Raw genomic sequence first — 24,652 nt, 5'->3', positions numbered from 1 at the left:
CCGTACCTACAATTGAAAACGGCCGTGTCGGTTGCCTTGCCGACGCGGCCGCAAATCTAGTTGGAAATCCGATCGATGGCCCTCCCGTCTTCGCTGTTTCCTCCGCGCTCGTCGCTCTGGCGCGGCCTGTTGGCGGGCCTGATCGCCGTCGCGCTCGGGACAGGCCCGGTGACGGCCGCCAATCAGAGCGTCCAGGGCGCCAAGAAGGACGACGGCGGATACGAGACCGAGGCGCCGACCGCGATCCTGATCGACGCCGAAAGCGGCAGCGTGCTGTTCGAAAAGAACGCCGACGAATTGCGTGCGCCCTCCAGCATGATGAAGCTGATGACGGTGGAGGTGGTATTCCACCTGCTCCAGACCGGCGAATTGCAGCCGACACAGGAATACCGCGTAAGCGAGAACTCCTGGCGTTACGGCGGCGCTCCGGCCGGCAACTCGACGATGTTCGCGGAGATTCACAGCAGCATCTCGGTCGACAATCTGCTGCGCGGGGCCGTGATCCAGAGCGGCAACGATTCCTGTATGGTGCTCGCCGAAGGCATCGCCGGCAGCGAGGCGTCGTTCGTCGAGCTGATGACCAAGCGCGCACGGCAGATCGGGCTGACACAGTCGACCTTCGGCAATTCCACTGGGCTGCCCAATCCCGAGAACAAGATGAGCGTGCGCGAGCTGGCCAGACTCGCCCGCCACATCATCCTGACCTATCCGGAATTCTATCCGCTGTTCGGCGAGAAGGAGTTCACCTGGAACAAGATCAGGCAGACCAACCGCAACCCGCTTTTGAATTCGCTGGCCGGCGCCGATGGCTTCAAGACCGGCTACACCAAAGAAGGCGGTTACGGCATGGTCGGCTCCGCGGTCCAGAACGGGATGCGGCTGATCGTGGTGGTGAACGGACTCGAGGATGCCGACGACCGCGCCAGCGAGGCCAAGAAGCTGCTGGAATGGGGCTTCCGCAATTTCGAGTCACGGGCGTTGTTCGCCGATGGAGCAACACTCGGCTATGCCCGGGTGTTCGGCGGCCAGACCCGCTACGTGCCTCTGACCCCGGCCAACCCGGTGCGGGTGATGGTGCGCAAGAACGGCAGTGACAAGCTGATCGCACGGATCGTGTATCAGGGGCCGGTGCCGGCGCCGGTCGAGGCTGGGCAGCGCATTGGTCTGGTGCGGGTGTGGCGCGGCCCCAATGTCGCCGTGGAGGTGCCGTTGAAGTCGGCTGAGGCCGATCCGGTCGGCTCGACCATGCGGCGCGCGGTCGACGGCGCCAGCGAGCTGATGATCGGTGTGCTGCGCGCCGGTATGGCGAAGCTCTGAACATGGTTGAAAAGAAGCCGATAAAGTCTTCGATGCGCGGGCGCTTCATCACCTTCGAGGGCGGCGAGGGCGCCGGCAAATCGACCCAGATCCGGCTGCTGGCGAAGCGGCTGGAAAAGGCGCGGCTGCGCGCGCTGGTGACCCGCGAGCCGGGCGGCTCGCCCGGCGCCGAGGCGATCCGCAGCGCGCTTCTCGCCGGCATCGGCAAGCTGATCGGCGGCGCCGACGCCGAGGCGCTGTTGTTCGCCGCTGCGCGCGACGATCACGTCCGCACCCTGATCGAGCCGGCGCTGACGCGTGGCGAATGGGTACTTTGCGACAGGTTTTACGATTCGACCCGCGCCTATCAGGGCAAGCTCGGCGCCGTCAGCCTCGGACTGCTCGACGCCCTGCAACAGGTGACGATCGGAGACATGAAGCCTGACCTCACCGTGATCCTCGATATTCCGGTCGAGATCGGGCTGGCGCGCGCCGCGGTTCGCCGAGGCAGCGACACACCGGACCGGTTCGAGTCCGAAGCGATCGATTTTCATCGCGGCCTGCGCGAGGTGTTTCGCCAGATCGCAGTGGACGAACCCGAGCGCTGCGTCCTGATCGACGCCAATGCGGAGCCGGAGGAGGTCGCCGACCGGGTCTGGCAGGCGGTGCGCTTGCGCCTCCTCGAACCAGCGCGCGCCGGGGCGAAAACGGCATGAGCGCGCGCAAGACCGCCGCTAAGGCTCAGCCGCAGGAGTCCGCCGTCCGCCATCCGCGCGAGACCATGGCGTTGTTCGGCCATCATGCCGCCGAACAGGCGTTGCTCGATGCCTATCGCGGCGGCCGGATCGCGCATGCTTGGCTGATCGGTGGCGCACTGGGCATCGGCAAGGCGACGCTGGCCTACCGCATGGCTCGGTTCGTTCTGGCGCATCGCGAGCCGCAGTCGGAGGCCGTGCAGGGCGCGGCCTCACTGGCGGTCGATCCCGACCATCCGGTGACGCGCCATATCGCCGCCGAGGCGCATGGCGGCCTGCTGACGCTGGAGCGGTCGGCGAACGAGAAGGGCGTGCTGCGCAACGTCATCACCGTCGATGAGTCGCGCGAGACGATTTCGTTCTTCGGCGCCACCGCCGCGGTCGAAGGCTGGCGGGTGTGCATCGTCGATACAGTCGACGACCTCAACGCCAACTCGGCCAACGCGTTGCTCAAGGTGATCGAGGAGCCGCCGCAACGTTCGCTGTTTCTGCTGCTGTCGAATGCGCCGGCGCGGGTGTTGCCGACGATCCAGTCGCGCTGCCGCAAGCTGATGCTGCGCCCGCTCGCGACTGCCGATGTGATGGCCGCGGCGATCGATGCGACCGGTCTCGACCCCGACGATCCCCAACTCGCCGAGGCAGCCGCCGCGTCTGAAGGCAGCGTCGCGCGGGCGCTGATGCTGATGGGCGGCGGCGCGCTCAGCCTGCAGCAGACCACGACCGCGCTGCTCGACAGCCTGCCAAACGTCGATCCGCGGGCGCTGCATGCGCTCGGCGATGCGATCGGCGGCACCGACCGGGCGACCCTGGCTGCGTTCATCGACGGCATCGACCGCTGGGTCGCCGCGCGGCTGCGCACGCCCGATCCCAACGCGGAACTGCCGCGCCTTGCACGCTTGGCGGAGGTATGGGAAAAGATCGGCCGCGCCGCACGCGACACCGAAGCCTACAATCTCGAGCGGAAACCGCTGGTATTTTCGGTGTTCGGGCTTCTCGCGGAGGCGGTGCGCTGACGCCGATCCGGCGATCGATCGCCCGGCATGGTCAGCGCCGCCGCGCTCAACCGATCCAGATTTGAAAGGCGTCCGCGCAGATGGCGCAGCGAAATTCTTTCTACATCACCACCGCGATCGCGTACCCGAACGGCGCGCCGCATATCGGCCACGCCTACGAGGCGATCGCGACCGACGCGCTGGCGCGCTTCCAGCGGCTCGACGGCAAGGACGTGTTCTTCCTGACCGGCACCGATGAGCACGGCCTGAAGATGATCCAGACCGCGCAAAAGGAGGGCCTGACGCCGCACGCGCTCGCCACCCGCAATGCCGGCCGCTTCCGCGAAATGGACGACCGCCTCGGCGTCTCTTACGACCGCTTCATCCGCACCTCCGAAGAGCAGCATCACGCATCCGTCCAAGAAATCTGGAAGCGGATGCAGGCGAACGGCGACATCTATCTCGACAGCTATTCCGGCTGGTACTCGGTTCGCGACGAAGCCTACTACGCCGAGGACGAAACCGTCGTCGGCGAAGACGGCGTCCGCCGCGGTCCGCAGGGCACTCCGGTCGAATGGGTCGAGGAGAAGAGCTACTTCTTCAAGCTCTCGGCGTATCAGGACAAGCTCCTCAAGCTCTACGAGGAGCAACCTGATTTCATCGGCCCGGATTCGCGCCGCAACGAAGTGGTCAGCTTCGTCAAAGGCGGGCTGAAGGATCTGTCGGTGTCGCGCACCACCTTCGACTGGGGCGTCAAGGTGCCGGGCGATCCGGAGCATGTGATGTACGTCTGGGTCGACGCGCTGACCAATTACATCACCGGCGTCGGCTTCCCCGACGAGGCCGACGCCAAGTGGCACTATTGGCCTGCCGACGTCCACGTCATCGGCAAGGACATCATCCGCTTCCATGCGGTGTACTGGCCGGCGTTCCTGATGTCGGCGGGCATTCCGATCCAGAAGCGCGTCTACGCCCACGGCTTCCTGTTCAACAAGGGCGAGAAGATGTCGAAGTCGGTCGGCAACATCGTCGACCCCTTCAATCTCGCCGACCAGTACGGCGTCGATCAGGTGCGCTACTTCTTCCTGCGCGAGGTGCCGTTCGGCTCGGACGGCAGCTACAATCACGAGGCGATCGTCAACCGCATCAACGCCGATCTCGCCAACGACCTCGGCAATCTGGCGCAGCGTTCGCTCACCATGGTGGCCAAGCAGTGTGAGGGCAAGGTGCCTGAGCACGGCGCGTTCAGCGAGTCCGACAGCGCCATCCTGGCGATGGCCGACGCCATGATCGGGCAGGCGCGGACCGCGATGGCGACGCAGCAGATTCATCAGGCGCTCAACGCGGTGTGGGCGGTGGTAGCGGAAGCCAATCGTTACTTCGCCGGCGAAGCACCGTGGGCGCTCGCCAAGACCGATCCGGCGCGGCAGAAGACGGTGCTGTACGTCACGGCGGAAGTGCTGCGGCAGATCGCGATCCTGGCGCAGCCGGCGATCCCGACCTCTGCGGCGAAGCTGCTCGACATCCTCGGGATCGCGGAAGGGTCGCGCGACTTCGCGGCGCTGGCGACGCGGATCGTACCGGGTACGCCGCTGCCCGCGCCTGCACCGATCTTCCCGCGCTATGTCGAGCCGGCGACTGCATGATGCCGATGCTGGTCGACAGTCACTGCCATCTCGACTTCCCCGACTTTGCCGACGACCTCGCCGGCATCGTCTCCCGCGCGGAAAGCGCCGGGGTGGGGCGCATGGTGACGATCTCGACGCGGGTGCGGAAGCTGCCGGACCTGCTGGCGATCGCCGAGCGGTTTCCCAACGTGTATTGCTCGGTCGGCACCCATCCGCACCAGGCCGATGAGGAAGACGGCATCACCACGGAAGAACTGGTGAAGCTGGCACAGCACCCGAAGGTGGTGGCGTTCGGCGAGGCCGGGCTTGATTACTTCTACGAGATGGGCTCGCGTGACGCGCAGGAGCGCGGCTTTCGCGCCCATATCGCGGCCGCGCGCGAAACCGGCCTGCCGCTGGTGATCCACACCCGCGAGGCGGATGAGGACTGCGGCAAAATCCTCGAAGACGAGATGGGGAAGGGAGCTTTTCGCGCGGTGCTGCATTGTTACACCGGCGGTCGCGATCTCGCGATGCAGGCCATCGACCTCGGACTGATGATTTCCTTCACCGGCATTCTCACCTTCAAGAAGTCGCAGACGCTGCGCGATCTCGCCGCCGAACTGCCGGCTGACCGCGTCATGGTCGAGACCGACTCGCCGTATCTGGCGCCCGGCAAATATCGCGGCAAGCGCAACGAGCCGTCTTACGTTGTCGAAACCGCCAAGGTGCTGGCCGAGGTCCGGGGCGTGCCGCTCGACGAGATCGCGCGCCAGACGACCGAGAACTTCTTCCGCCTGTTCGGCAAGGTGCCGGCGCCCGCCGCCACATGACGCCTTTGATATCCGGGGTCGCCGCATGACGCTGACGCTCACCATCCTCGGCTCGGGTTCCTCCGCCGGCGTGCCGCGCCCGGCACTCGGCTGGGGTGCCGCCGATCCGTCCAATCCGAAGAACCGGCGCCGTCGCTGCTCGCTGCTGGCCGAGCGCGTCACGCCGGACGGCATCACCCGGGTGCTGATCGACACCTCGCCCGACTTGCGCGAGCAACTGATCAGCGCCGACGTCGATCATGTGGACGCAGTGTTCCTCACGCACGAGCATGCCGACCAGACCCATGGCATCGACGACCTGCGCTCGGTCGTGATGGCGATGAAGCGACGCATTCCGGTCTATCTCAACCAATCGACCGGCGAACACGTGCTGTACCGCTTCGCCTACTGTTTCGAACAGGCGCCGGGCAGCTCGTATCCGGCGATCCTTGAGTCGCGCAGCATCGAGGCCGGCGAGAGCAAGACCATCGCCGGCGCAGGTGGCGACATGACGCTGACCGCGTTCCTGCTCCAGCACGGCGACATCCCGGCGCTCGGCTATCGCATCGCCGGCGCGGCCTACACACCCGACGTCCACGACATTCCGGACGCGAGCTTCGCCGCCCTCGAAGGCCTCGACCTCTGGATCATCGACGGCCTGCGCTACAAGCATCACGCCAGCCACTTCAACATCGAAACTGCGCTGAAGTGGATCGCCCGGTTCCAACCGAAGCGCGCCGTGATCACCAACATGCACGCAGACATCGACTATGAGACGCTACGCAAGGAACTTCCGGACGGCGTGGTGCCAGGGTTCGACGGGATGCGTCTCGACATCGCCGGCTGACGCTTCGCTCGTGCGATCAGGCTCGGCCCATCATTCTGCGCTAACCGAACAGCGCGCCCAGAGAGGCACCTTTGATACGCGGTCTGGTTCCGCCCAGTATCGTGAATTAGACGTCCGAATTCGCGAGACATTCCGATGATTTCGCGCAGATGCGGATGTCAGATGCGCCCGACGCAGACCGGGCCGGACGTTGGTCGTTCTCTCTTTTTCAACCGGTCTTCGGCCTAAGTGGACCTTCGGACAACGGAGGACGGGGCGTGCGCGACCTGTGGTTCTACGACTGGATGTCTCGGCGGGTGCGACTGAGCTATCGCCTGAAAATCATGACCGTCGCCTTCATCGGCACGCATATGCCCCTGATTGCGGTGGCGATCTACATTGCGGCGGCCCATACGTCGGACTGGTCGGACTTCGTCTCGACCGTGCTGACGACGCTGGTCGCGACGGTCGCGGGAACCGCGTTGACGCTGTTCGTGCTCGATCAGTTGCTGCGTCCGGTTTTGCTGACTGCGCGGACGCTGGAGATCTATCGGAACGCCCGCGAGGTGAGGGCGCTGCCGCGGCACTACACCGATGAAGCCGGCTTGTTGATGGCGTGCGCGGCCGACACCATCGTACATCTCGAGCAGACTCTCGATCAGATCGAGAACCGCGACGACGGCACCGGCCTGCCAAACAGCAAACAGCTGCTGTCGATGATGGCCACGTTCATCGCCGACCGCGCGCCGTTCGCCCTGGCGATCGTGCGGTTCACGGACTATCAGCGGGTGAAAACCGCCTATGGCAAAGACGAAGCCGAGCTGGCGATGTCACTGCTGGCCCGCCGGCTGTCGTCGCGAGTCGCCGAAGGCAAGGTTCTGGCGCGCCCCGGACGCGCCGAGCTGGCAGTCCTCGGACCGACCGACGAAAACGCGATCGCGCACGCTGCGCTCGCCGGACGCATCCGCGACGTGCTGGAATCGGCCGCAGGCGAACTGGCGATCGGTTCCGTCGTCTTGGAGCCGGAACTACAAACCGGCCTTGCGTTCTATCCAGCGGACGGCGAGAGCGCCGAGGCTCTGCTCGACGCCGCGTCCGCCGCGGCGCTGCGGAGCAGCCCGGCAGCACCGCTGGTATTGCATTCGGACGCCGACCGCCGCGCGGCGCAGTCGCGCTTCGAGCTCGAACAGGATCTGCGCCGCGCGGTGACGGACGATCAGTTCACGCTGTACTACCAACCGGTCGTCGATCTCGCAGCCGAACGCATCATCGGCGCCGAGGCGCTGCTGCGCTGGCGCCATCCGGAGCGCGGCATGGTGTCGCCGACGGAGTTCATTCCGATTGCCGAAGCGACCGGCCTGATCCAGCCGATCGGGCTGTGGGTGCTGGACCAGGCTTGTCAGCAGATCCGCAACTGGTCAGACAGCTCGCTCGGCGACATCAGAGTTGCGGTCAATCTTTCGGCGCGCCAGTTCCTCGATCGAGACTTGCTGCGGCATGTGCGTGGTGCGCTCGACGGCGCGGGGGTCACGCCGGACCGGCTCGAGATCGAGCTGACCGAGACCGCGGCAATGGCCGACCACTCCCACACCCGACGCATGTTCGCCGCGCTGCGCGATCTCGGCGTCGGCATCGCGATCGACGATTTCGGCGCCGGCTACGCCAGCATGAGCTACTTGCGCAAGCTGCCGTTCAACAAGCTGAAGATCGACCGCGAATTCGTCAGCCACGTCGACGCCTCTTCGGAAAGCCAGGCGATCTGCGACGCGCTGATCGCACTGTCGCGCGGGCTCGGCCTCGACGTGCTGGCCGAAGGCGTCGAGCGCGAGGAGGAGGTGCGGCATCTCTATGCACGCGGCTGCACTGTCTTCCAGGGCTATCTCTTCGCCCACCCGGTCCCGGCCGACGAGATCGAGCACACCATCGGCGTCGCCCAGCTCAGAATGCTGCGCCGGAAGATGGCGCCACGCGAGCAAGCTCCGGCACTCCGCAAACGGGACGCAGGCTGAGCGCACAACGATGAACTCGCGGAGCTACCTGCTCGCTGCGATGAACGACTTTTACGCCGTGCTCTTCAGCTCGTCATTCCGGGGCGCGAGCCAGCTCGCGAACCCGGAATCCATATGTCGCAGCGGCGCGATATGGAAGTAATCACTCCAAGATCGCCTTCGCCGACTTCACCTGATCGCGCAGCATGAACTTCTGGATCTTGCCGGTCGAGGTCTTGGGGATCGACGAGAACACGATGCTCTTCGGGGTCTTGAAACCGGGGAGATGTTCGCGGCAATAGGCGATGATCTCGGCTTCGGTGGCGCTGGCGCCGTCCTTCAGCTCGACGAACGCGCAGGGGACTTCGCCCCATTTCGGATCAGGCTTGGCGACCACCGCGGCGAACAGGATCGCCGGGTGCTTGTACAGCACATCCTCGACCTCGACCGACGAGACGTTCTCGCCGCCCGAGATGATGATATCCTTGGAGCGGTCCTTGATGATGACATAGCCGTCGGCATCGAGCACCCCGAGATCGCCGGTGTGAAACCAGCCGCCGGCGAGCGCTTCCTTGGTGGCCTTCTCGTTCTTCAGATAACCCTTCATCACGATGTTGCCGCGGAACATGACTTCACCGATGGTCTCACCGTCGCGCGGCACTTCCTGCATCGTCTCCGGATCGAGCACGGTGACGGCTTCCTGCATCGGGTAGGGCACGCCCTGGCGCCGCTTCAGCTTGGCGCGCTCGCCGACCGGCAGATCGTCCCAGCCCGGCTGCTCAGCACAGACCGAGGCGGGGCCGTAGACTTCGGTCAGGCCATAGACGTGGGTCAGCTTGATGCCGATGGTCTCGGCGCCGGCCAGCACCGCCATCGGCGGTGCGGCGCCGGCGATCAGGCCGACGACGGGCTTGGCCGCAGCGCCCTTCGGCGCTTCCGGCGCATTGATCAGCGCGTTGTAAACGATCGGCGCGCCGCACATGTGGGTGACGCCGTGCTTCGGGATCAGCTCGAAGATCTTGGCCGGATCCACCTTGCGCAGGCAGACGTTGATGCCGGCCGCGGCCGCGAGGGTCCACGGGAAGCACCAGCCGTTGCAGTGGAACATCGGCAGCGTCCACAGATACACCGGATGCTGGCCGAGATTGCCGGCCAGGATGTTGCTGACGGCGTTGAGATACGCGCCGCGGTGATGCGTCACCACGCCCTTCGGATTGCCGGTGGTGCCGGAGGTATAACCGAGCGAGATCGCGTCCCATTCGTCCTCGGGGCGATGGCCCGCAAAGGTCGGATCGCCGGACGCGACGGCGTACTCGTATTCCAGTTCGCCGATGCGGTGACTGCCGGGATACATCTTGTCGTCGACGTCGATCACCAGCGGCTTCGGCTTGGTCATCAACGTCAGCGCCTCGGCGACGACGCCGGCGAATTCCGGATCGACCAGGATGATCTTGGCGCCGCCATGGTCGAGCTGGAACGCGATCGCCGTGGAATCGAGCCGGATATTCAGCGCATTCAGCACCGCGCCGGCCATCGGCACCGCGAAGTGAACCTCGACCATCGCCGGCACGTTGGGCAGCATCACCGCGACGGTATCACCGCGGCCGATGCCGCTCCGGATCAGCCAGGACGCGAAGCGGCGGCAGCGCGCGCGGGTCTCTTTCCAGGTGTAGTGGCGGCCTTCGTACACCACGGAGGTCAGCTCCGGGTAGACGTTGGCGGTGCGCTCCAGGAAGCTCAGCGGAGACAACGGCACGAAATTGGCCGGGGTCTTGTCCAGACCGATGCTGTAGTGACCTTGCGGGGTGCTCATGACGACCTGCCTCTCACTTCACGACGGCGCCGCTGCGTTCTCCCCGCAGCGCCTCTACAAGAATCCAATCGAGATCCACGGGATCGCCGCGACCACGATCAAGCCGATCAACAGCGCCAACAGATAGCCCCAAATCGGGCGCATGCCTTCGGCGGGATCGACGCGGCCGATCGCGCAGGCTGCATAATAGCCGACGCCGAACGGCGGCGCGAACAATCCGATGCCCATCGCCAGGATCACCACCATGGCGTAGTGCACCTCGTGGACGCCGACGGCGCGGGCGATCGGAAACAAGAGCGGCCCGAACAGCACGATCGCCGGAATGCCTTCCAGCACGCTGCCGAGGATCACGAAGGCGACGATCGACACCGCCAGGAACGTTGCCGAGCCGCCGGGCAGGCCGGTCATCGCCGCTGCCAGTGAGCGCGAGAATCCGGACTGCGTCAGGCCCCAGGCCATGCCGGTAGCGGTACCGATGATCAGCAGGATCGCCCCGGACAGCGCCGCAGTCTCGACCAGCATCGGCCGCAGCCGGCGCCAGTCGAACTTGCGGTACACCAGGATGCCGACCACCACGGCATAGACGATGCCGATGGTCGAGACCTCGGTGGCGGTAGCGACGCCTTCGACCACGGCGGCGCGGATCACGAACGGCAGCGCCAGCGCGGGCAGGGCAACGATGAAAGCCTTGCCGATCTCGCTGCCGCGGGCGCGTTTGACGTGGCTGAGGTCTTCGCCGCGATAGCGCCACCACACCAGGCCGCACAGCATGATCGCCAGCACCACGCCGGGCAGCAGGCCGCCGGTGAACAGTGCCGAGATCGAGACGCCGGTGACCGAGCCGATGGTGATCAGCACCAGGCTCGGCGGAATGGTTTCGGTCTGGGCACCGGTGGCGGAGAGCAGGGCGACCAGATCGCCCGGTTTCGCGCCGCGTTCCTTCATTTCTGGAAACAGCACCGGCGCCACCGCGGCCATGTCGGCGGCCTTGGAGCCGGAAATGCCGGACACCAGATACATCGCGCCGACCAGCACATAATGCAGGCCGCCGCGAACATGGCCGAGCAGGCTGGCGAGAAACGCGACCATCGCCCGCGCCATCCCGGTCATCTCGATCAACAGGCCGAGGAATACGAACAGCGGCACCGACAGCAGGATGAGGTGGCTCATGCCCTCGTCCATCCGCCCGACCAGGATCAGCAGCGGCGTCGTGGTGGTCAGCGCCAGATAACCGTAGATCGCCAAGCCGAAACCGAATGCGATCGGCACGCCGGCGAACACGCAACACGCGACAACGCCGACGAAGAAGATCACCAGATTGAGGTTGCCGAGCGGCTTGAACAGCGGCTGCGCGACATAGAACGCGCCGATCAGCAACAGCACCGTCAGCGCAGCGCCGAACACCAGCTTCAGATCACCGAACCGGATCAGCCGAAACAGCGCAAATAGCGCCATCAGCGCAATGCCGACCGGCAGCGCCGCGGCGCGCCAGCTATTGGCGAGCGACAGCGCCGGCGTGGTGATGTAGCTCTCTTCGTAGGCGTATTCGTAGGCCGGCGCGGCGATCAGCAGCAGAAACGCCAGCGCCGCGCAGATGCCGACCAGATCGAGCCAGGCGCGCAGGCGCGGGGAGGCCCCCGCCACCATCGCGGTCATCCGCATGTGCTCGCCGCGACGGAACGCCACCGCAGCGCCGAGCATCGCCAGCCACAGAAACAGGATCGACGCCAGTTCGTCGGACCAGATCAGCGGGCTGTGGAAGACGTAACGCGATACCACGCCGGCAAACAGCACGACGACCTCGACGACGACCAGGATCGCCGCCGGAATCTCGACCAGCAGGCCGAGCGCAGCCTCCAGCGCGCCAATCAGCGTCTTGCGCTGCGGCGCGTGGAGCCGTTCACCGGCGGTGAGCTCGGAAGCGTCGGCGCTCGCCATCGGCCAGCCGTTACGCCAGCTTGCCGACGGACTTTTCGAGCAGCGACCACGCCTGATCGCCGTATTTGCCTTTCCACTCGGCATAGAAGCCGGCGCTGCGCAGCTTATCTCGGAACGGCATCACCGCCGGCTGATTGAAGATCAGGCCCTTGGCGGTCAGCTCTTCCTTGACGGTGGCGTTGAGCTTGGCTGTGTCTTCGCGCTCCTTCACCGCAGCGGCGTTGATGTTCTTGGCGACGATCGCGCGGACGTCGGGCGGCAGCTTTTCCCAGGCACGGCGGTTGGCCAGGAACCAGAAGCCGTCCCACATGTGGTTGGTCAGCGAGCAGTATTTCTGAACTTCGTACAGCTTGGCGGTCGAGATCAGCACCAGCGGGTTTTCCTGGCCTTCGACCACCTTGGTCTGCAGCGCCGAATAGACTTCGCTGAAATTGATCGAGGCGGGGGCCGCATCGAACGCCTTGAACATCGACGTCCACAGCGGCGACACCGGCACGCGGATCTTGAAACCCTTGAAATCGTCCGGGCCGTTGATCGGCTTGGTCGAGGAGGTGGTCTGGCGGAATCCGTTGTCCCAGATCTTGTCCATCACCATCAAGCCGGCCTTCTGGATCTCGCCGCGGACATGGGCACCGAGTTCGCCATCCATGGCCTTCCAGACCGTCTCATAGTCCGGGAACGCAAAGCCGATGCCGTTGATCGAGGCCGCCGGCACCAGGGTCGACAGGATCAGACCCGACAGCGTGAAGAACTCGACGCCGCCGGCGCGAATCTGGCTCAGCATGTCGGTGTCGGAGCCGAGCTGGTTGTTCGGGAAAACGTCGATCTGGACCTTGCCGTCGGTCTCGGCCTTGATCGCCGCCGACATCTCGCGGGCGCGAACGTTGAGCGGATGGGTGTCGGGCAGGTTGTTGGCGTATTTGTATTTGAACTCGGCTTCGGCCGCGCGCGCCACCCAAGGCGCACCGATGCCGCCGATCGCGGCTGCCGCCGCCGACGCCTTCAACAAGCTCCTGCGTGAAAAACTCATCTCGCTTCCTCCTGCCCGCATGTTCTTTTTTGTGAGAACGCAACCGAAATGTCGACGCGCCCTTGGTCATCATTTCGACTGGTCCGGTCAAGCGATTTTGAGCCATCGGTGGACGGCCGGGCTATCGGCTCCGCCAGGGTGACGCCAGGCAGGCTTGGCGCGCCGGACCGAGACGGACCGGAGTTGGCGGACGCCGCAGGCTCCGGGCGCCGGAGGCCGGACGGCTTGGGCCCCAGATCGCGCAAGCCGCCAGAGGCTCGGCTGAGCCGGCCGCAACGCGGCGGCATCGCCGAGCCTCGCGCATGATTGCGCGCTCTCGGATGGTCGCAGATCGGGTGGTCGAAGAGTTGTCGCGACCGCTGCCAGCATTCGGAGACCACGGTCTGAGGCTCGCAGCTTCGACAAAGCGGAAAGCCCGAACCGTTGAGCGCTGCACAAGCAAAACCTTGCGTATGCCAGACAAGGTATTGGCAGATATGGAATATTCATATATTCCATAATATACCTTATGCGAATTTTGGATTGGCTGGACTGGGGCTGGTTCGCCAAAAGTGCTTTGTGCGTCGCTTGATCTCTCCATTGTGGCGTTCGAACTGGTCGTGCTCGGCCATGCGAGTTCAGCAAGGCCGCACCATTAGATCCAGTTCATTGACCCAAGCCGCCATTACGCTGAAGTTCGTTTCATCATGCGATTCACCTTCATTCACGCCGCCGACCTCCACATCGACAGCCCGCTGGCCGGGCTCCGGACCAAGGACGAGGATGTCGCCCAGCGGTTCGCCGCGGCCGGGCGCAAAGCCGTCCAGGCGCTGGTCGACGAGACCATCGCCAGTGACGCCGCATTCCTGATCATCGCGGGCGACATTTTCGACGGAGACTGGAAGGACGTCACCACCGGGCTGTTCTTCGTCGGTGCGCTGGGCGCGCTGAATCGCGCCGGGATTCCGGTGTTCATCGTCAAAGGCAATCACGACGCCGAAAGCCGAATGTCGCGCGAACTGCGTTACCCGGACAGCGTCACGGTGTTTCCGACCAAGGCTGCGACGGTCGAACTCGAACGCTATCGCGTGGCACTGCACGGCCGCAGTTTCGCCGACCGGGTCAATGCCGATTTCGTCGACGGCTATCCGGCGCCCCGCGCAGGCTGGCTCAACATCGGCGTGCTGCACACCTCGCTCGACGGCACCCGCGGCCATGAAGGCTACGCGCCGTGCAGCCTCGATGACCTCAAGCGGTTCGGCTACGACTATTGGGCGCTGGGCCACGTCCACGCCGCCGAGATCGTCAGCCGCGATCCGTGGGTGGTGTTTCCGGGCAATCTGCAAGGCCGCAGCGTGCGCGAAACCGGCCCCAAGGGCGCAATGCGCGTCACCGTCGAGGATGGCCGCATCGTCGACGTCACGCCGCTGGCGCTCGACGGCGCCCGCTGGGCGCATCTGACGATTGACCTGTCCGGCTGCACCGAGGAAACGCAGATTCCCGTGCTCGTCGGCGAACGGCTCACCGAGCTGCATGGACGAAGCGAAGGCCGCGCGCTGGCGGTCCGGGTGACGCTGACAGGCGTGACGCCGCTGCACGACAAGTTGCTGGTGCACCGTGAGACGCTGCAGGACGATCTGCGCGCCGGAGCGCTGCAGCTCGCCTCCGATTGCTGGATCGAGCAGCTCAAGATCAAGACCTCGATGCCGGAGCGCGCCGCGACCACTGAACCGAACGGCGACGACATCGATGTCGCCGCCCTGCTCACCCAAGGCATGCAGGACCCCGGCTTCGCTGCGGCGCTCGCCGAACTGACCGAGACCATCAAGGCCAAGCTGCCGCGCGATCTGCACGAGGAGTTCGAGGCCTCGGACGCACTTGCCAGCCTGAGCGACGACGCGAGCGCGCTGCTGAGCGGAGAGCTGTCGTGAGGATCGAGCAACTGACGCTGGAGCGCTACGGCATCTTCACCGACCGCGTGCTGTCGTTTGCGCCGCAGGCCTCGCTGCACGTCGTGCTCGGCGCGAACGAGGCCGGCAAGACCTCGGCGTTGACCGCGATCGGCGATCTGTTGTTCGGCTTCGGGGCGCGCACCGACTACGATTTCAAGCACGACAGCAAGCTGCTGCGGATCGGCGGCAGCTTCCGGCACTCTGATGGTCGCGTGATCTCAGGTCGTCGGCGTTATGGCAGGAAGAACACGCTGCTCGATGCCGACGATCGCGCCCTGCCCGATGATCACTTGGCGGCCCTGCTCGGCGACGTCTCGCGCGTCACCTTCGACCGCGAATTCGGTATGACCGCGCAGGCGCTGCGCGAAGGCGGCACCAAGCTGCTCAGCGCTGGCGGCGATCTCGCCGAGACGCTGGCGGCGAGCTCGGCCGGCATGGCCGAGCTGTCGCGGATCAAAGATCGCCTGCAGCAGCAGGCCGATGATCTGTTCACGCCGCGCAAATCGGCGAGCAAGCCGTTCTATCTCGCAGCCGACCGCCGCGACGCCGCCGACAAAGAGCTGCGCGACGCGATCGTGACCCGCGAGGCGCTGCGGCAGCTCGAAGCTGCGGTGCAGGACGCTGAAGCAGAGCTGGAACGGCTGAAGACCGACCATGCCGCCTGCGGCGGCAGGCTGGCGCGCTGGCAACGGACGTTGCGGGTGCGCTCGCAACTCGCCCGGCTCGACCGCATCGAGACCGAGCTGACTGCGCTGGCCGATCTGCCGGCCGTGGCCGAACCGATCCTCGCCGAATGGCGCACCGCGCTCGACAGCAAGACCGCGCTCGAGGCCGAAATCGCGGCGCTCGATACGGCAGCGGCGGCGGATGCCGCCGAGCTTGCGACGATCGACGTCGACGAGGCGCTGCTGGCGGAAGCCGGCGCGATCGAGGCGCTGCGCGAGCGGCTCGGCGCGGTACGCAAGGCCGCGACCGATCTGCCGCGGCGCCGCCACGATCGCGCCGTCGCCGAAGCAGCGCTCGACGACAGCGCGCGGCGTCTCGGGCTCGCTTCGCATGTCGAACTATTGGCTTCGCTGCCGACCGAACCGGCGCTCGCAGATGCCCGCGATCGCATCGAGAAGATGCGACGCGCCACTCAGGAGCTGGCTGAACTCGAAGGCAAACACGCGCGAGCGAAGCGTGAGCTCGACAGTGCCGCCGCGACCGGCGATGACCCTCATCTCGTCGATCTGGAGCCGCTGCGCCAGCGCTTCGAGGCGCTCGGCGATGTTCCGGCGCAGGAGGATCGTTTGCGCCGGGAACGGGCCGCGCTCGCGGTTGAATTCGAAGCGCTCGGCAACGCCCTCGCCGCGCTCGACCCGGCACCGGGCCCGCTCGACCGTGTGCGCGGGCTGCCCGTGCCCGAGCGTGCCATCATCACCAAATTCGCCAGCGCTTTCGACCTGAGCGAGACCGAATTGAAGCGGCTCGATGCCGAGATCGCCAAGCTGGACGAAGCGATTACAGCTTCCGAGGCGGAGCTGGCGAAGCTGTCGAGCGCCGGCGCGGTGCCGACCAAGGCCGATCTGATCGCGGCCCGGCAGACTCGGGACGACCGCCTCGGTGCGCTCTATGATGGGCTCGATGGCGATCGCGGCGAGCGCCGGCTGCGGTTCGACGACGTCGCCGAGGCGTCGCGCAACATCGACGACATCACCGACTCGCTGCTGACCGACACCCAACGCGCAGCCCTGCACGAAGACGCACTGCGGCGGCTTGCGGACACGCGCGGCGAACGCGAGCGCGTGACCGCCAAGCGCGCCGGTTTGCGGCAGGGACTTGCTGACATCGCCGAGGGCTGGACCAGAGCCTGGGCGGCATCCGGAGTACATCCGGCGGGCGCGGCCGAGATGCTGCGCTGGCGCGACCGGCTCGACGAGATCATTGCCAAACTCGCGAAGTGCGACCTGCAACGAGCGGACATCGCCGCGCAGGAGATCGCGCTCAGCGACGGCAAGATTGCGATCATCGGTTTTCTCGACAGCGTTGGCCGCAAGCCCGACGCCACCGCGCCGGCGGGCGTGCTGTATCGCGAAGCCAAGGGCCGGTACGATCAGTTGGTCGCGGCCTGGAGCGACGCCAAGGCGCGCGCCGCAACCCGCGACCGGATCGCGCGCGATCTGGCCGAGGCCGAGACCGCGCGCGCAACCTGCGAGCAGCGGCTTGCCGAGCTGCGTCAGCATTGGCCGCAAGTCATGCGCGCGATCGGGCTTGCCGACGATGCGTCGCCCGCTCAGGCCGAAGCGGCGCTGGCGGTGTGGAGTGCGGTCGGCGTGCCGCGCGCCAGTTTCGAGCGCGAAGGCCGCAGCGTCGACACGATCGCCTCGGACCTGCAGGAATTCGAGCGCGACGTCGCCGACATCGTTGGTCGCGTCGCGCCGGATCTGAGCAGCCTCGCGGCCCAGGAAGCCGTGCTGCGCGTCGCCGAGCGGCTGGTCGAAGCGCGCCGCGCCAGCGAAGCCGGCCGCCGCCTGCACGACAATGCCGGCAAACGCGCGATTACTCGCGGCGCACTGGCGGCCAAGCTCGGCGCGAGCACCGAGACGCTGCAGCGCGCCGGCGAGACCTTGGGGGCCGATATCTCAGCGGTCCCGGAACGGCTGTCGCGGCTGGTTTCGCGGCTCCAATTGCAGACTGAACAGGCCGAGCTGCGCAAGCACCTGCTTGAAATCGCCGACGGGCATGACGAGACCGCGCTTCGTCAGGAGCGTGAGGGGATCGATTTCGACCGACTGCAGGCCGACATCACCAGCGCGACCGAACAGCAGGAGCAGTTGCTCAAGGACATCTCGGACGCATCCGCGACCCAGCATCAGCGGCAGCGCGAATTGGAGGCGCTCACAAAGGGCCGCGACGCTGCGGGTGCCGCCGGCCGGCGCCGCGAGGCCGCCGCCGAGCTGCTGGCGATCTCAGAAGACTGGTTGCTGCGCTCGGCCGCAGCGCTGCTGGCCCGCCGCGTCGTCGAACTGCACCGTGGCAAGGTGCAGGATCCGATGGTCGCACGCGCCGGCGAACTGTTCGCGCTGGCGACAGCGGATGCCTTCGCCGGCTTGGGCATCGACTACAGCGACCAGGACGAGCCGACGCTGGTGGCGCGTCGCGCCTCGGGCGAGCGCGTCCCGCTTGCCGGGTTGAGCGAAGGCACGCGCGATCAGTTGTTCCTGGCGCTGCGGCTGGCGCTGCTCGAACGCCGCGCCTCCGAGCCGCTGCCGTTCATCGGCGACGATCTGCTCGCCAGCTTCGACGACAGGCGGACCCTGGCGACGCTGCGCCTGCTCGCCGAGGCCGGCCGGCAGCGCCAGATGATCCTGTTCACGCATCACCGCCATGTCGCCGAGCTCGCACAATCCCTGCCCGATCATCAGGTCGATCTCGTCGAGCTGTAGAGCTTCGGCTGCCGGCGCGGCACGCGTGAGCCAAAACGTCGCATCACTCAACAGGGCCTGCGCGATGCCGCGCGGGTTCGACGCGGCTCATTGGTCTTGCTCCGGACGCTTCCAAACCCCATAAAATGAACCATAGCCAAGAGCGTTGCCGAAAGGGCTGCGGAACGACAAACCGGATCGGAAGGACCAAGAATGCCGCAGAATGTCTATCTTCTCGCGGTCATCCTTCTTCCTTTCGCCGGCAGCCTGATTGCAGCCCTGCTGCCGGCCAATGCACGCAACGCCGAGGCTTGGCTCGCCGCCGCGGTCGCGCTCGGCTGTCTGGGGCTGCTGGTTTTCTTGTACCCCGGCGCTGGCGCCGCACCGGTCCGCTATCAGCTCGACTGGCTGCCGCAAGCCGGCCTGAGCTTCACGTTACGGGTGGACGGCTTCGCCTGGGCGTTCGCCTGCCTGATTACCGCGATCGGTGCCCTGGTCGTGCTGTACGCACGCTACTACATGTCGCCGTCCGATCCGGTGCCGCGGTTCTTCTCGTTCCTGCAGGGATTTATGGGTGCGATGCTCGGCATCGTGCTGTCAGGCAATCTGATCCAGCTGGTGTTCTTCTGGGAACTGACCAGCCTGTTCTCGTTCCTGCTGATCGGCTACTGGCATCATAACGCCGCGGCCCGCGAAGGTGCCCGCGTGGCGCTGACGGTCACCGGGACCGGCGGATTGTGCCTGTTTGCCGGTGTCATCCTGCTCGGCCATATCGTTGGGAGCTACGATCTCGACGCCGTGCTGGCGGCCGGCGCCGAGGTCCGCGGTCATGCGCTGTACGTGCCGACTCTGATCCTGATTCTGCTCGGCGCGCTGACCAAGAGCGCGCAGTTTCCGTTCCACTTCTGGCTGCCGCGGGCGATGACCGCGCCAACCCCGGTGTCCGCCTATCTGCACTCCGCCACCATGGTGAAGGCCGGCGTATTCCTGTTGGTGCGACTATGGCCGGTGCTCGGCGGAACCAATGAATGGCTTTGGATCGTCGGCACCGCCGGGCTCGCGACCTTCATCGTCGGTGCCTATCTCGCGGTGTTCCAAAACGACCTGAAGGGTCTGCTCGCCTACTCCACCATCAGCCATCTCGGTCTGATCACGCTGCTGATCGGGCTCGACCGTCCGCTGGCGCTGGTCGCGGCGATTTTCCATGTCTTCAACCACGCGACGTTCAAGGCGTCGCTGTTCATGGCGGCCGGCATCATCGACCACGAAACCGGCACGCGCGACCTCCGCCGCCTCAGCGGCTTGCGCAAGTTCATGCCGAAGACCGCCGCGCTGGCGATCGTCGCCGCCGCATCAATGGCCGGCGTGCCGCTGCTCAACGGCTTCCTCTCCAAGGAGATGTTCTTCGCCGAGACGATCGAGACCCATGACGGTTCACTGCTCGACGACGCCCTGCCCTATATCGTCACGCTCGCCAGCATGCTTACCGTGGCCTACTCGCTGCGCTTCATCCGCGAAGTGTTCTTCGGGCCGCCGCCCACAGACCTGCCACGCACGCCGCACGAGCCGCCGCGCTGGATGCGGTTTCCAGTCGAGCTGCTAGTCCTGACCTGTCTGGTGGTGGGCATCGTGCCGTCGCTGACGATCGGACCGTTTCTCCAGCTCGCGGTCCATTCGGTGCTCGGCTCAGCGACGCCGTATTACAGCCTCGCGATATGGCACGGCTTCAACTGGCCGCTGCTGATGAGCGTGATCGCGTTGGTTGGCGGCGTAGTTCTATACCTTTTATTGCGCAAACCGCTGCAGCATGGGCTGCGAAGTTCGCTCTTTGCCGGGCGGTTCAAGACCCAGCGGCTGTTCGATCTCGTGCTGGTGACGGTATCTTGGCGCTGGGCACGCAGCATCGAGCGGGTATTCGGCACCCGTCGGCTGCAGCCGCAACTCCTGCTGCTGGTCAGCGTCGCCCTGGTGGCCGCGGCATTGCCGGCGCTGCTTCATGGTCTGAGCCTTGCTCCCGTCGCGCTCGATGGGATCGATCCGGCGCTGGCGTTGGTCTGGGCCGTCGGCATTGCCTGCGCGCTCGGCGGTACTGCACTGGCCAAATTCCATCGCCTCGCTGCGCTTATCCTGATCGGCGGATCGGGCCTGACGACCTGTCTCACCTTCGTGTGGTTCTCGGCTCCGGATCTGGCCTTGACCCAGATCGGTGTCGAGATCGTCACCACGGTCCTGCTGTTGCTCGGGCTGCGCTGGTTGCCGAAGCAGCTCGAAGCCGGCGTCGTCACCGCCAACATGAGTGTCCTCAAACGCGTGCAGCGGCTTCGCGACCTTGCGGTCGCGACCGCCGCCGGCGCCGGTGTCGGCCTGCTGGCCTATGCGGTGATGACGCGTGCTGCGCCCGACAGCCTGTCGCGGTTCTTTCTCCAGCACGCTTATTCCGACGGCGGCGGCACCAACGTGGTCAACGTCATCCTGGTGGACTTCCGCGGCTTCGATACGCTCGGCGAGATTACGGTGCTCGCCGTGGTGGCGCTGACGGTCTTCGCGCTGCTTCGCCGCTTCCGCCCCGCCGCCGACAGTATCGATATCCCAGAGCAGCAGCGGCTGCAGGACGAACACGACGATGCCGCCGCCGATCGGAGCAAGGGCGACACCATCGCCGATTATCTTGAAGTGCCGGCGATGATCATGCAGCTGTTGTTTCCGTTCATCTTCATCGCAGCGATGTACCTCCTGCTGCGCGGCCACGATCAGCCGGGCGGCGGCTTCGTCGCCGGCATCGCGATGGCCGCGGCGCTGATCCTGCAATACATGGCGGGCGGCGCCCGATGGATCGAGGCGCGGCTGCGCATCCACCCGCTGCGCTGGATCGGCATCGGCCTGCTCCTGGCGCTGTTCACCGGTGCCGCAGCGCTGCCGCTGGCGCGCCCATTCCTGACCTCGGCCTTCGCCTATGCCGACATCCCGTGGATCGGCAAGGTGCCGCTCGCCAGCGCGGCGCTGTTCGACCTCGGCGTGTTCTCGCTGGTGGTCGGCGCGACCGCGCTGATGCTGCTGGCGCTGGCGCACCAATCGATCCGCGGTCATCGCCGCCCCGCACCCGGCCGCGCCTCAACGCCCGAGACCAACTGATGGAACTGATCGTCTCACTTGCCATCGCCGTGCTGACCGGCTCCGGAGTCTGGCTGTTGCTGCGGCCGCGCACCTTCCAGGTGATCATCGGCTTGGCGCTGCTGTCCTATGCGGTCAACCTGTTCATTTTCAGCACGGGCCGGCTCAAGATCGGGGCCGCCGCGATCTTGGAGAAAGGTCAGATCGGCGCTCCGCAGGCGTTCGCCGACCCGGTGCCGCAGGCGCTGGTGCTCACCGCCATCGTCATCAGCTTCGCCACCACTGCGTTGTTTCTGGTGGTGCTGCTGGCCTCGCGCGGCCTCACCGGGAACGACCACGTCGACGGCCGGGATCCCGAATGACGAGCTGGACCGACCATCTGATCATTCTGCCGATCCTGCTGCCGCTGTTCATCGGCGCAGCGATGCTGCTGATCGACGAGCGCCATCAGCAGATCAAGGCGTTCGCCAATCTTGGCTCGATCGTGCTGATGGGCATCATCGCGCTGCTGCTGATGCGCGCAGCGGATACCCCGACCGTCACCGGAGCCGCGCCGATTGCGGTGTACCGGCTCGGCGACTGGCCGGCGCCATTTGCGATCGTGCTGGTGGCGGACCGGCTGTCGGCGCTGATGCTGGCGCTCACCAGTCTCCTTGCCTTCGCCGCCACGGTGTTCGCGACAGCCGGATGGCAGCGGCTCGGCGCGCATTTCCATTCGCTCGTCCAGTTCTTGCTGATGGGGCTGAACGGCGCGTTCCTGACCGGCGACCTCTTCAACCTGTTCGTTTTCTTCGAGCTGCTGCTGGCCGCGTCCTACGGTCTCGTGCTGCACGGCTCGGGGCCGGCGCGGGTGCGCGCCGGGCTGCAGTACATCGCCGTCAACCTCACCGCCTCGGTGCTGTTTCTGATCGGCGTCAGCCTGATCTATGCGGTCACCGGCACACTCAACATCGCCGATCTCGCCATCCGAATTCCGCAAGTGGCGGCGCAGGACCGCGCACTGCTGGAAGCCGGCGCCGCAGTGCTCGGCGTTGCGTTCCTGGTCAAGGCCGGGATGTGGCCGCTGTGCTTCTGGCTGCCGACGACCTACGCCGCGGCCGCCGCGCCGGTCGCCGCGATCTTCGCGATCATGAGCAAGGTCGGCATCTACATCCTGCTGCGACTGTCGCTGCTGTTCTTCGGCGCGGACAGCGGCGCATCGGCGATGTTCGGCGCCAACTGGCTGATCGCCGCCGGCATCGCCACCATCCTGTTCGGACTGATCGGCGCGCTGGCGTCGCAGGAAATCTCGCGGCTCGCCGGCTATGCCGTCCTGGTGTCGTCCGGCACCGTGCTGGCGGTCGCAGCCGCAGCCGGCCAGCCTGCCGTGACCGCCGCGGCGCTGTTCTATCTGGTCAACTCGACGCTGGCGATCGCCGCCTTCTTCATGCTGATCGAGCTGCTCGAACGTGGCCGAGATCCCGGCGCCGACATGCTGGCGGTGACCCGCGAGGCCTATGGCGAGGACATGCCGGATGACCCGGACGCCGAGGAAGTCGGCCTGGTGATTCCGGCCTCGATGGCGATCCTCGGCTGGTGCTTCGTCGGGTGCGCCGCGGTGATCGCCGGCCTGCCTCCGGTGTCGGGCTTCATCGCCAAATTCGCAATGCTCACGGCGCTGCTCGGCGACGATGCTGCAGCCGGTATCTCGCCGCTGAGCTGGACCCTGCTGGCGCTGTTGATGCTGTCCGGCCTGACCATGCTGATCGCCATGACCCGCGCCGGCATTCGCACGCTGTGGTCGCCGACCGAGCGCGCCGACCCGCGGGTGCGGCTGGCGGAGATCGTGCCGATCGCGCTTCTGCTGCTCGGCTGCGTGGCCATGACCGTTCAGCCGCAGCCCGCGCTGAGCTACATGCAGGGCGCGGCCAATTCGCTGCACGCGCCTTCGGCCTATACCGACAGCGTGTTGGCGCCGACGCCGTCGCGCATCAAGACCGGAGGCGGCTCATGACCAGGCTGTTGCCGTTTCCGCTGATCTCGCTGTGCCTGCTGGCGATGTGGCTGTGGCTCAGCCAGAGCCTGTCGCTCGGCCCGATCCTGCTCGGCAGCCTGTTCGCCCTGATGGGCGGCTGGCTGTTGCGGTTGTTGCAGTCCGATGCCGACCGCGTGCGCAATCCGAGCGCGATCATCCAGCTCGCCGGCTTGGTGCTGATCGACGTGATCCGGTCGAATATCGCGGTCGGCAGCATCATCCTCGGCGGCCAGCGCAACAACATCACCTCCGGCTTCGTCGATATCCCGCTCGATCTGCGCAGCCGTCAGGGGCTCGCGGTGCTGGCCTGCATCATCACCTCGACGCCCGGCACGCTATGGGTGAACTTCACCCGGGAGACCGGCGTGCTGCAGCTTCACGTTCTCGATCTCGTCGATGAGAGCGAGTGGGTCGAACGCATCAAAGGGCGCTACGAACGCCGGCTGTTGGAGATCTTCGAATGAGCAGTGTGGTTCTGACTTGGTCGGTCGTGATCGCGCAGATGATGCTCGCCGTCGCCATGGCCTGCGCCGCCTATCGGATGCTGGTCGGCCCGCGCGCCCAGGATCGCGTGCTCGGACTCGATACGCTGTACGTCAACGCCATGCTGATGATGTTGACGGTCGGCATCCGCACCGGCAGCGACGTGTATTTCGAAGCGGCCTTGGTGATCGCCCTGCTCGGCTTCGTCGGTACGGTGGCACTGGCCAAATTCCTGATGCGCGGCGAGGTGATCGAATGACCCATGCGGCGGAACTTCCGGCCTGGGCGGCGTGGTGCGTGGCGCTGCTGTTGCTGCTCGGCGCCGGCATTACCCTGATCGGGTCGCTCGGAATGCTGCGGCTCGACGGGTTCTATCAGCGCGCCCACGCGCCGACCCTCGGCACTACGCTCGGCACCGCCTTCATCTGCGGCGCATCGATGCTGTGCTTCTCGCTGCTGGCGTCGCGACCGCTGCTGCACGAGGTGCTGATCCTCGGCTTTGTTACCATCACCACCCCAGTGACGCTGATGCTGCTGGTGCGCGCAGCCCTGTTCCGCGACACCGCAGAAGGGCACATCGACGACATCGTCCGGCGCGCCAAGCAGACGCCCGGGGACGAGGAGCTGCGCTGACCCGGCTTTGCCGCAC

18 protein-coding genes are annotated in these 24,652 nt (G+C 66.1%); 15 read left to right on the top strand and 3 right to left on the bottom strand.

The window, feature by feature from the left end:
* Positions 1 to 75 precede the first annotated feature (75 nt).
* The 7 genes from DY468_RS00225 (at position 76) to DY468_RS00195 (ending at position 8,297) form a co-directional block, all read left to right on the top strand.
* Entirely contained in the window at positions 76 to 1,317 is a 1,242-nt protein-coding gene (locus DY468_RS00225; protein ID WP_164601254.1) for a D-alanyl-D-alanine carboxypeptidase family protein, read from the top strand.
* Positions 1,318 to 1,319: 2 nt separating this feature from the next.
* On the top strand, positions 1,320 to 2,012 hold the full coding sequence (gene tmk / locus DY468_RS00220) for a dTMP kinase (RefSeq protein ID WP_164601252.1): 693 nt from the start codon (positions 1,320 to 1,322) through the stop codon (positions 2,010 to 2,012).
* Entirely contained in the window at positions 2,009 to 3,064 is a 1,056-nt protein-coding gene (locus DY468_RS00215) for a DNA polymerase III subunit delta' (RefSeq protein ID WP_164601250.1), read from the top strand. Before tmk ends, DY468_RS00215 begins: the two co-directional genes overlap by 4 nt.
* An 80-nt stretch (positions 3,065 to 3,144) precedes the next feature.
* Positions 3,145 to 4,689, top strand: coding sequence for a methionine--tRNA ligase (gene metG / locus DY468_RS00210; RefSeq protein ID WP_164601248.1), 1,545 nt, complete (start codon positions 3,145 to 3,147; stop codon positions 4,687 to 4,689).
* 5 nt (positions 4,690 to 4,694) lie between these two features.
* Entirely contained in the window at positions 4,695 to 5,483 is a 789-nt protein-coding gene (locus DY468_RS00205; protein ID WP_164601456.1) for a TatD family hydrolase, read from the top strand.
* A gap of 25 nt (positions 5,484 to 5,508) precedes the next feature.
* The gene (locus DY468_RS00200) at positions 5,509 to 6,309 is read left to right on the top strand and encodes an MBL fold metallo-hydrolase (RefSeq protein WP_164601246.1); all 801 of its coding nucleotides are present in this window, start codon (positions 5,509 to 5,511) and stop codon (positions 6,307 to 6,309) included.
* A 257-nt stretch (positions 6,310 to 6,566) separates the two neighbouring features.
* On the top strand, positions 6,567 to 8,297 hold the full coding sequence (locus DY468_RS00195; protein WP_164601244.1) for a putative bifunctional diguanylate cyclase/phosphodiesterase: 1,731 nt from the start codon (positions 6,567 to 6,569) through the stop codon (positions 8,295 to 8,297).
* A 142-nt stretch (positions 8,298 to 8,439) separates the two neighbouring features.
* Here DY468_RS00195 and DY468_RS00190 read toward each other — a convergent pair whose 3' ends face one another.
* From DY468_RS00190 to DY468_RS00180, 3 genes are read right to left on the bottom strand one after another with little or no spacing between them, the layout of a single operon-like run.
* A complete protein-coding gene (locus DY468_RS00190) occupies positions 8,440 to 10,089 on the bottom strand; it encodes an acyl-CoA synthetase (RefSeq protein WP_164601242.1) in 1,650 nt (549 codons plus the stop codon).
* Positions 10,090 to 10,143: 54 nt separating this feature from the next.
* Positions 10,144 to 12,027, bottom strand: a complete 1,884-nt coding sequence (locus tag DY468_RS00185; RefSeq protein WP_164601240.1) for a TRAP transporter large permease — start codon at positions 12,025 to 12,027, stop codon at positions 10,144 to 10,146.
* A gap of 10 nt (positions 12,028 to 12,037) precedes the next feature.
* Positions 12,038 to 13,057: a TRAP transporter substrate-binding protein gene (locus tag DY468_RS00180; protein WP_164601238.1), complete on the bottom strand. Its 1,020-nt coding sequence runs from the start codon at positions 13,055 to 13,057 to the stop codon at positions 12,038 to 12,040.
* A 686-nt stretch (positions 13,058 to 13,743) separates the two neighbouring features.
* On the opposite strand from DY468_RS00180, the gene DY468_RS00175 reads away from it, so the two are divergent.
* The 8 genes from DY468_RS00175 to mnhG all read left to right on the top strand — a co-directional run bounded on the left by DY468_RS00175 (position 13,744) and on the right by mnhG (position 24,636).
* Positions 13,744 to 14,967: a metallophosphoesterase family protein gene (locus DY468_RS00175; protein ID WP_164601236.1), complete on the top strand. Its 1,224-nt coding sequence runs from the start codon at positions 13,744 to 13,746 to the stop codon at positions 14,965 to 14,967.
* On the top strand, positions 14,964 to 18,416 hold the full coding sequence (locus DY468_RS00170; protein ID WP_164601234.1) for an ATP-binding protein: 3,453 nt from the start codon (positions 14,964 to 14,966) through the stop codon (positions 18,414 to 18,416). Before DY468_RS00175 ends, DY468_RS00170 begins: the two co-directional genes overlap by 4 nt.
* A gap of 192 nt (positions 18,417 to 18,608) precedes the next feature.
* Entirely contained in the window at positions 18,609 to 21,527 is a 2,919-nt protein-coding gene (locus tag DY468_RS00165; protein WP_164601232.1) for a monovalent cation/H+ antiporter subunit A, read from the top strand.
* Positions 21,527 to 21,868 (top strand): Na+/H+ antiporter subunit C, encoded by a 342-nt coding sequence (locus tag DY468_RS00160; RefSeq protein ID WP_164601230.1) that lies wholly within the window; start codon positions 21,527 to 21,529, stop codon positions 21,866 to 21,868. Before DY468_RS00165 ends, DY468_RS00160 begins: the two co-directional genes overlap by 1 nt.
* Positions 21,865 to 23,499: a monovalent cation/H+ antiporter subunit D gene (locus tag DY468_RS00155; protein ID WP_164601228.1), complete on the top strand. Its 1,635-nt coding sequence runs from the start codon at positions 21,865 to 21,867 to the stop codon at positions 23,497 to 23,499. Before DY468_RS00160 ends, DY468_RS00155 begins: the two co-directional genes overlap by 4 nt.
* Positions 23,496 to 23,984: a Na+/H+ antiporter subunit E gene (locus DY468_RS00150; RefSeq protein ID WP_164601226.1), complete on the top strand. Its 489-nt coding sequence runs from the start codon at positions 23,496 to 23,498 to the stop codon at positions 23,982 to 23,984. Before DY468_RS00155 ends, DY468_RS00150 begins: the two co-directional genes overlap by 4 nt.
* Positions 23,981 to 24,262: a K+/H+ antiporter subunit F gene (locus tag DY468_RS00145; RefSeq protein ID WP_164601224.1), complete on the top strand. Its 282-nt coding sequence runs from the start codon at positions 23,981 to 23,983 to the stop codon at positions 24,260 to 24,262. The genes DY468_RS00150 and DY468_RS00145 overlap by 4 nt, the downstream gene beginning before the upstream one ends.
* On the top strand, positions 24,259 to 24,636 hold the full coding sequence (gene mnhG, locus DY468_RS00140; protein WP_164601222.1) for a monovalent cation/H(+) antiporter subunit G: 378 nt from the start codon (positions 24,259 to 24,261) through the stop codon (positions 24,634 to 24,636). The genes DY468_RS00145 and mnhG overlap by 4 nt, the downstream gene beginning before the upstream one ends.
* Positions 24,637 to 24,652 lie beyond the last annotated feature (16 nt).

This window comes from Rhodopseudomonas sp. BR0M22 (genome assembly GCF_010907035.1).
Lineage (GTDB): Bacteria > Pseudomonadota > Alphaproteobacteria > Rhizobiales > Xanthobacteraceae > Rhodopseudomonas.
The sequence above is the reverse complement of the archived record's forward strand: the minus strand, read 5'-3'. Positions and strand labels throughout refer to the sequence as shown.

Excerpts from the sequence above, each read along its gene's own strand:
- DY468_RS00225 (WP_164601254.1), top strand. The coding sequence starts at position 76 with ATGGCCCTCCCGTCTTCGCTGTTTCCTCCGCGCTCGTCGCTCTGGCGC.
- tmk (WP_164601252.1), top strand. The coding sequence starts at position 1,320 with ATGGTTGAAAAGAAGCCGATAAAGTCTTCGATGCGCGGGCGCTTCATC.
- DY468_RS00215 (WP_164601250.1), top strand. The coding sequence starts at position 2,009 with ATGAGCGCGCGCAAGACCGCCGCTAAGGCTCAGCCGCAGGAGTCCGCC.
- metG (WP_164601248.1), top strand. The coding sequence starts at position 3,145 with ATGGCGCAGCGAAATTCTTTCTACATCACCACCGCGATCGCGTACCCG.
- DY468_RS00205 (WP_164601456.1), top strand. The coding sequence starts at position 4,695 with ATGCTGGTCGACAGTCACTGCCATCTCGACTTCCCCGACTTTGCCGAC.
- DY468_RS00200 (WP_164601246.1), top strand. The coding sequence starts at position 5,509 with ATGACGCTGACGCTCACCATCCTCGGCTCGGGTTCCTCCGCCGGCGTG.
- DY468_RS00190 (WP_164601242.1), bottom strand. The coding sequence starts at position 10,089 with ATGAGCACCCCGCAAGGTCACTACAGCATCGGTCTGGACAAGACCCCG.
- DY468_RS00185 (WP_164601240.1), bottom strand. The coding sequence starts at position 12,027 with ATGGCGAGCGCCGACGCTTCCGAGCTCACCGCCGGTGAACGGCTCCAC.
- DY468_RS00180 (WP_164601238.1), bottom strand. The coding sequence starts at position 13,057 with ATGAGTTTTTCACGCAGGAGCTTGTTGAAGGCGTCGGCGGCGGCAGCC.
- DY468_RS00175 (WP_164601236.1), top strand. The coding sequence starts at position 13,744 with ATGCGATTCACCTTCATTCACGCCGCCGACCTCCACATCGACAGCCCG.
- DY468_RS00165 (WP_164601232.1), top strand. The coding sequence starts at position 18,609 with ATGCCGCAGAATGTCTATCTTCTCGCGGTCATCCTTCTTCCTTTCGCC.
- DY468_RS00160 (WP_164601230.1), top strand. The coding sequence starts at position 21,527 with ATGGAACTGATCGTCTCACTTGCCATCGCCGTGCTGACCGGCTCCGGA.
- DY468_RS00155 (WP_164601228.1), top strand. The coding sequence starts at position 21,865 with ATGACGAGCTGGACCGACCATCTGATCATTCTGCCGATCCTGCTGCCG.
- DY468_RS00150 (WP_164601226.1), top strand. The coding sequence starts at position 23,496 with ATGACCAGGCTGTTGCCGTTTCCGCTGATCTCGCTGTGCCTGCTGGCG.
- DY468_RS00145 (WP_164601224.1), top strand. The coding sequence starts at position 23,981 with ATGAGCAGTGTGGTTCTGACTTGGTCGGTCGTGATCGCGCAGATGATG.
- mnhG (WP_164601222.1), top strand. The coding sequence starts at position 24,259 with ATGACCCATGCGGCGGAACTTCCGGCCTGGGCGGCGTGGTGCGTGGCG.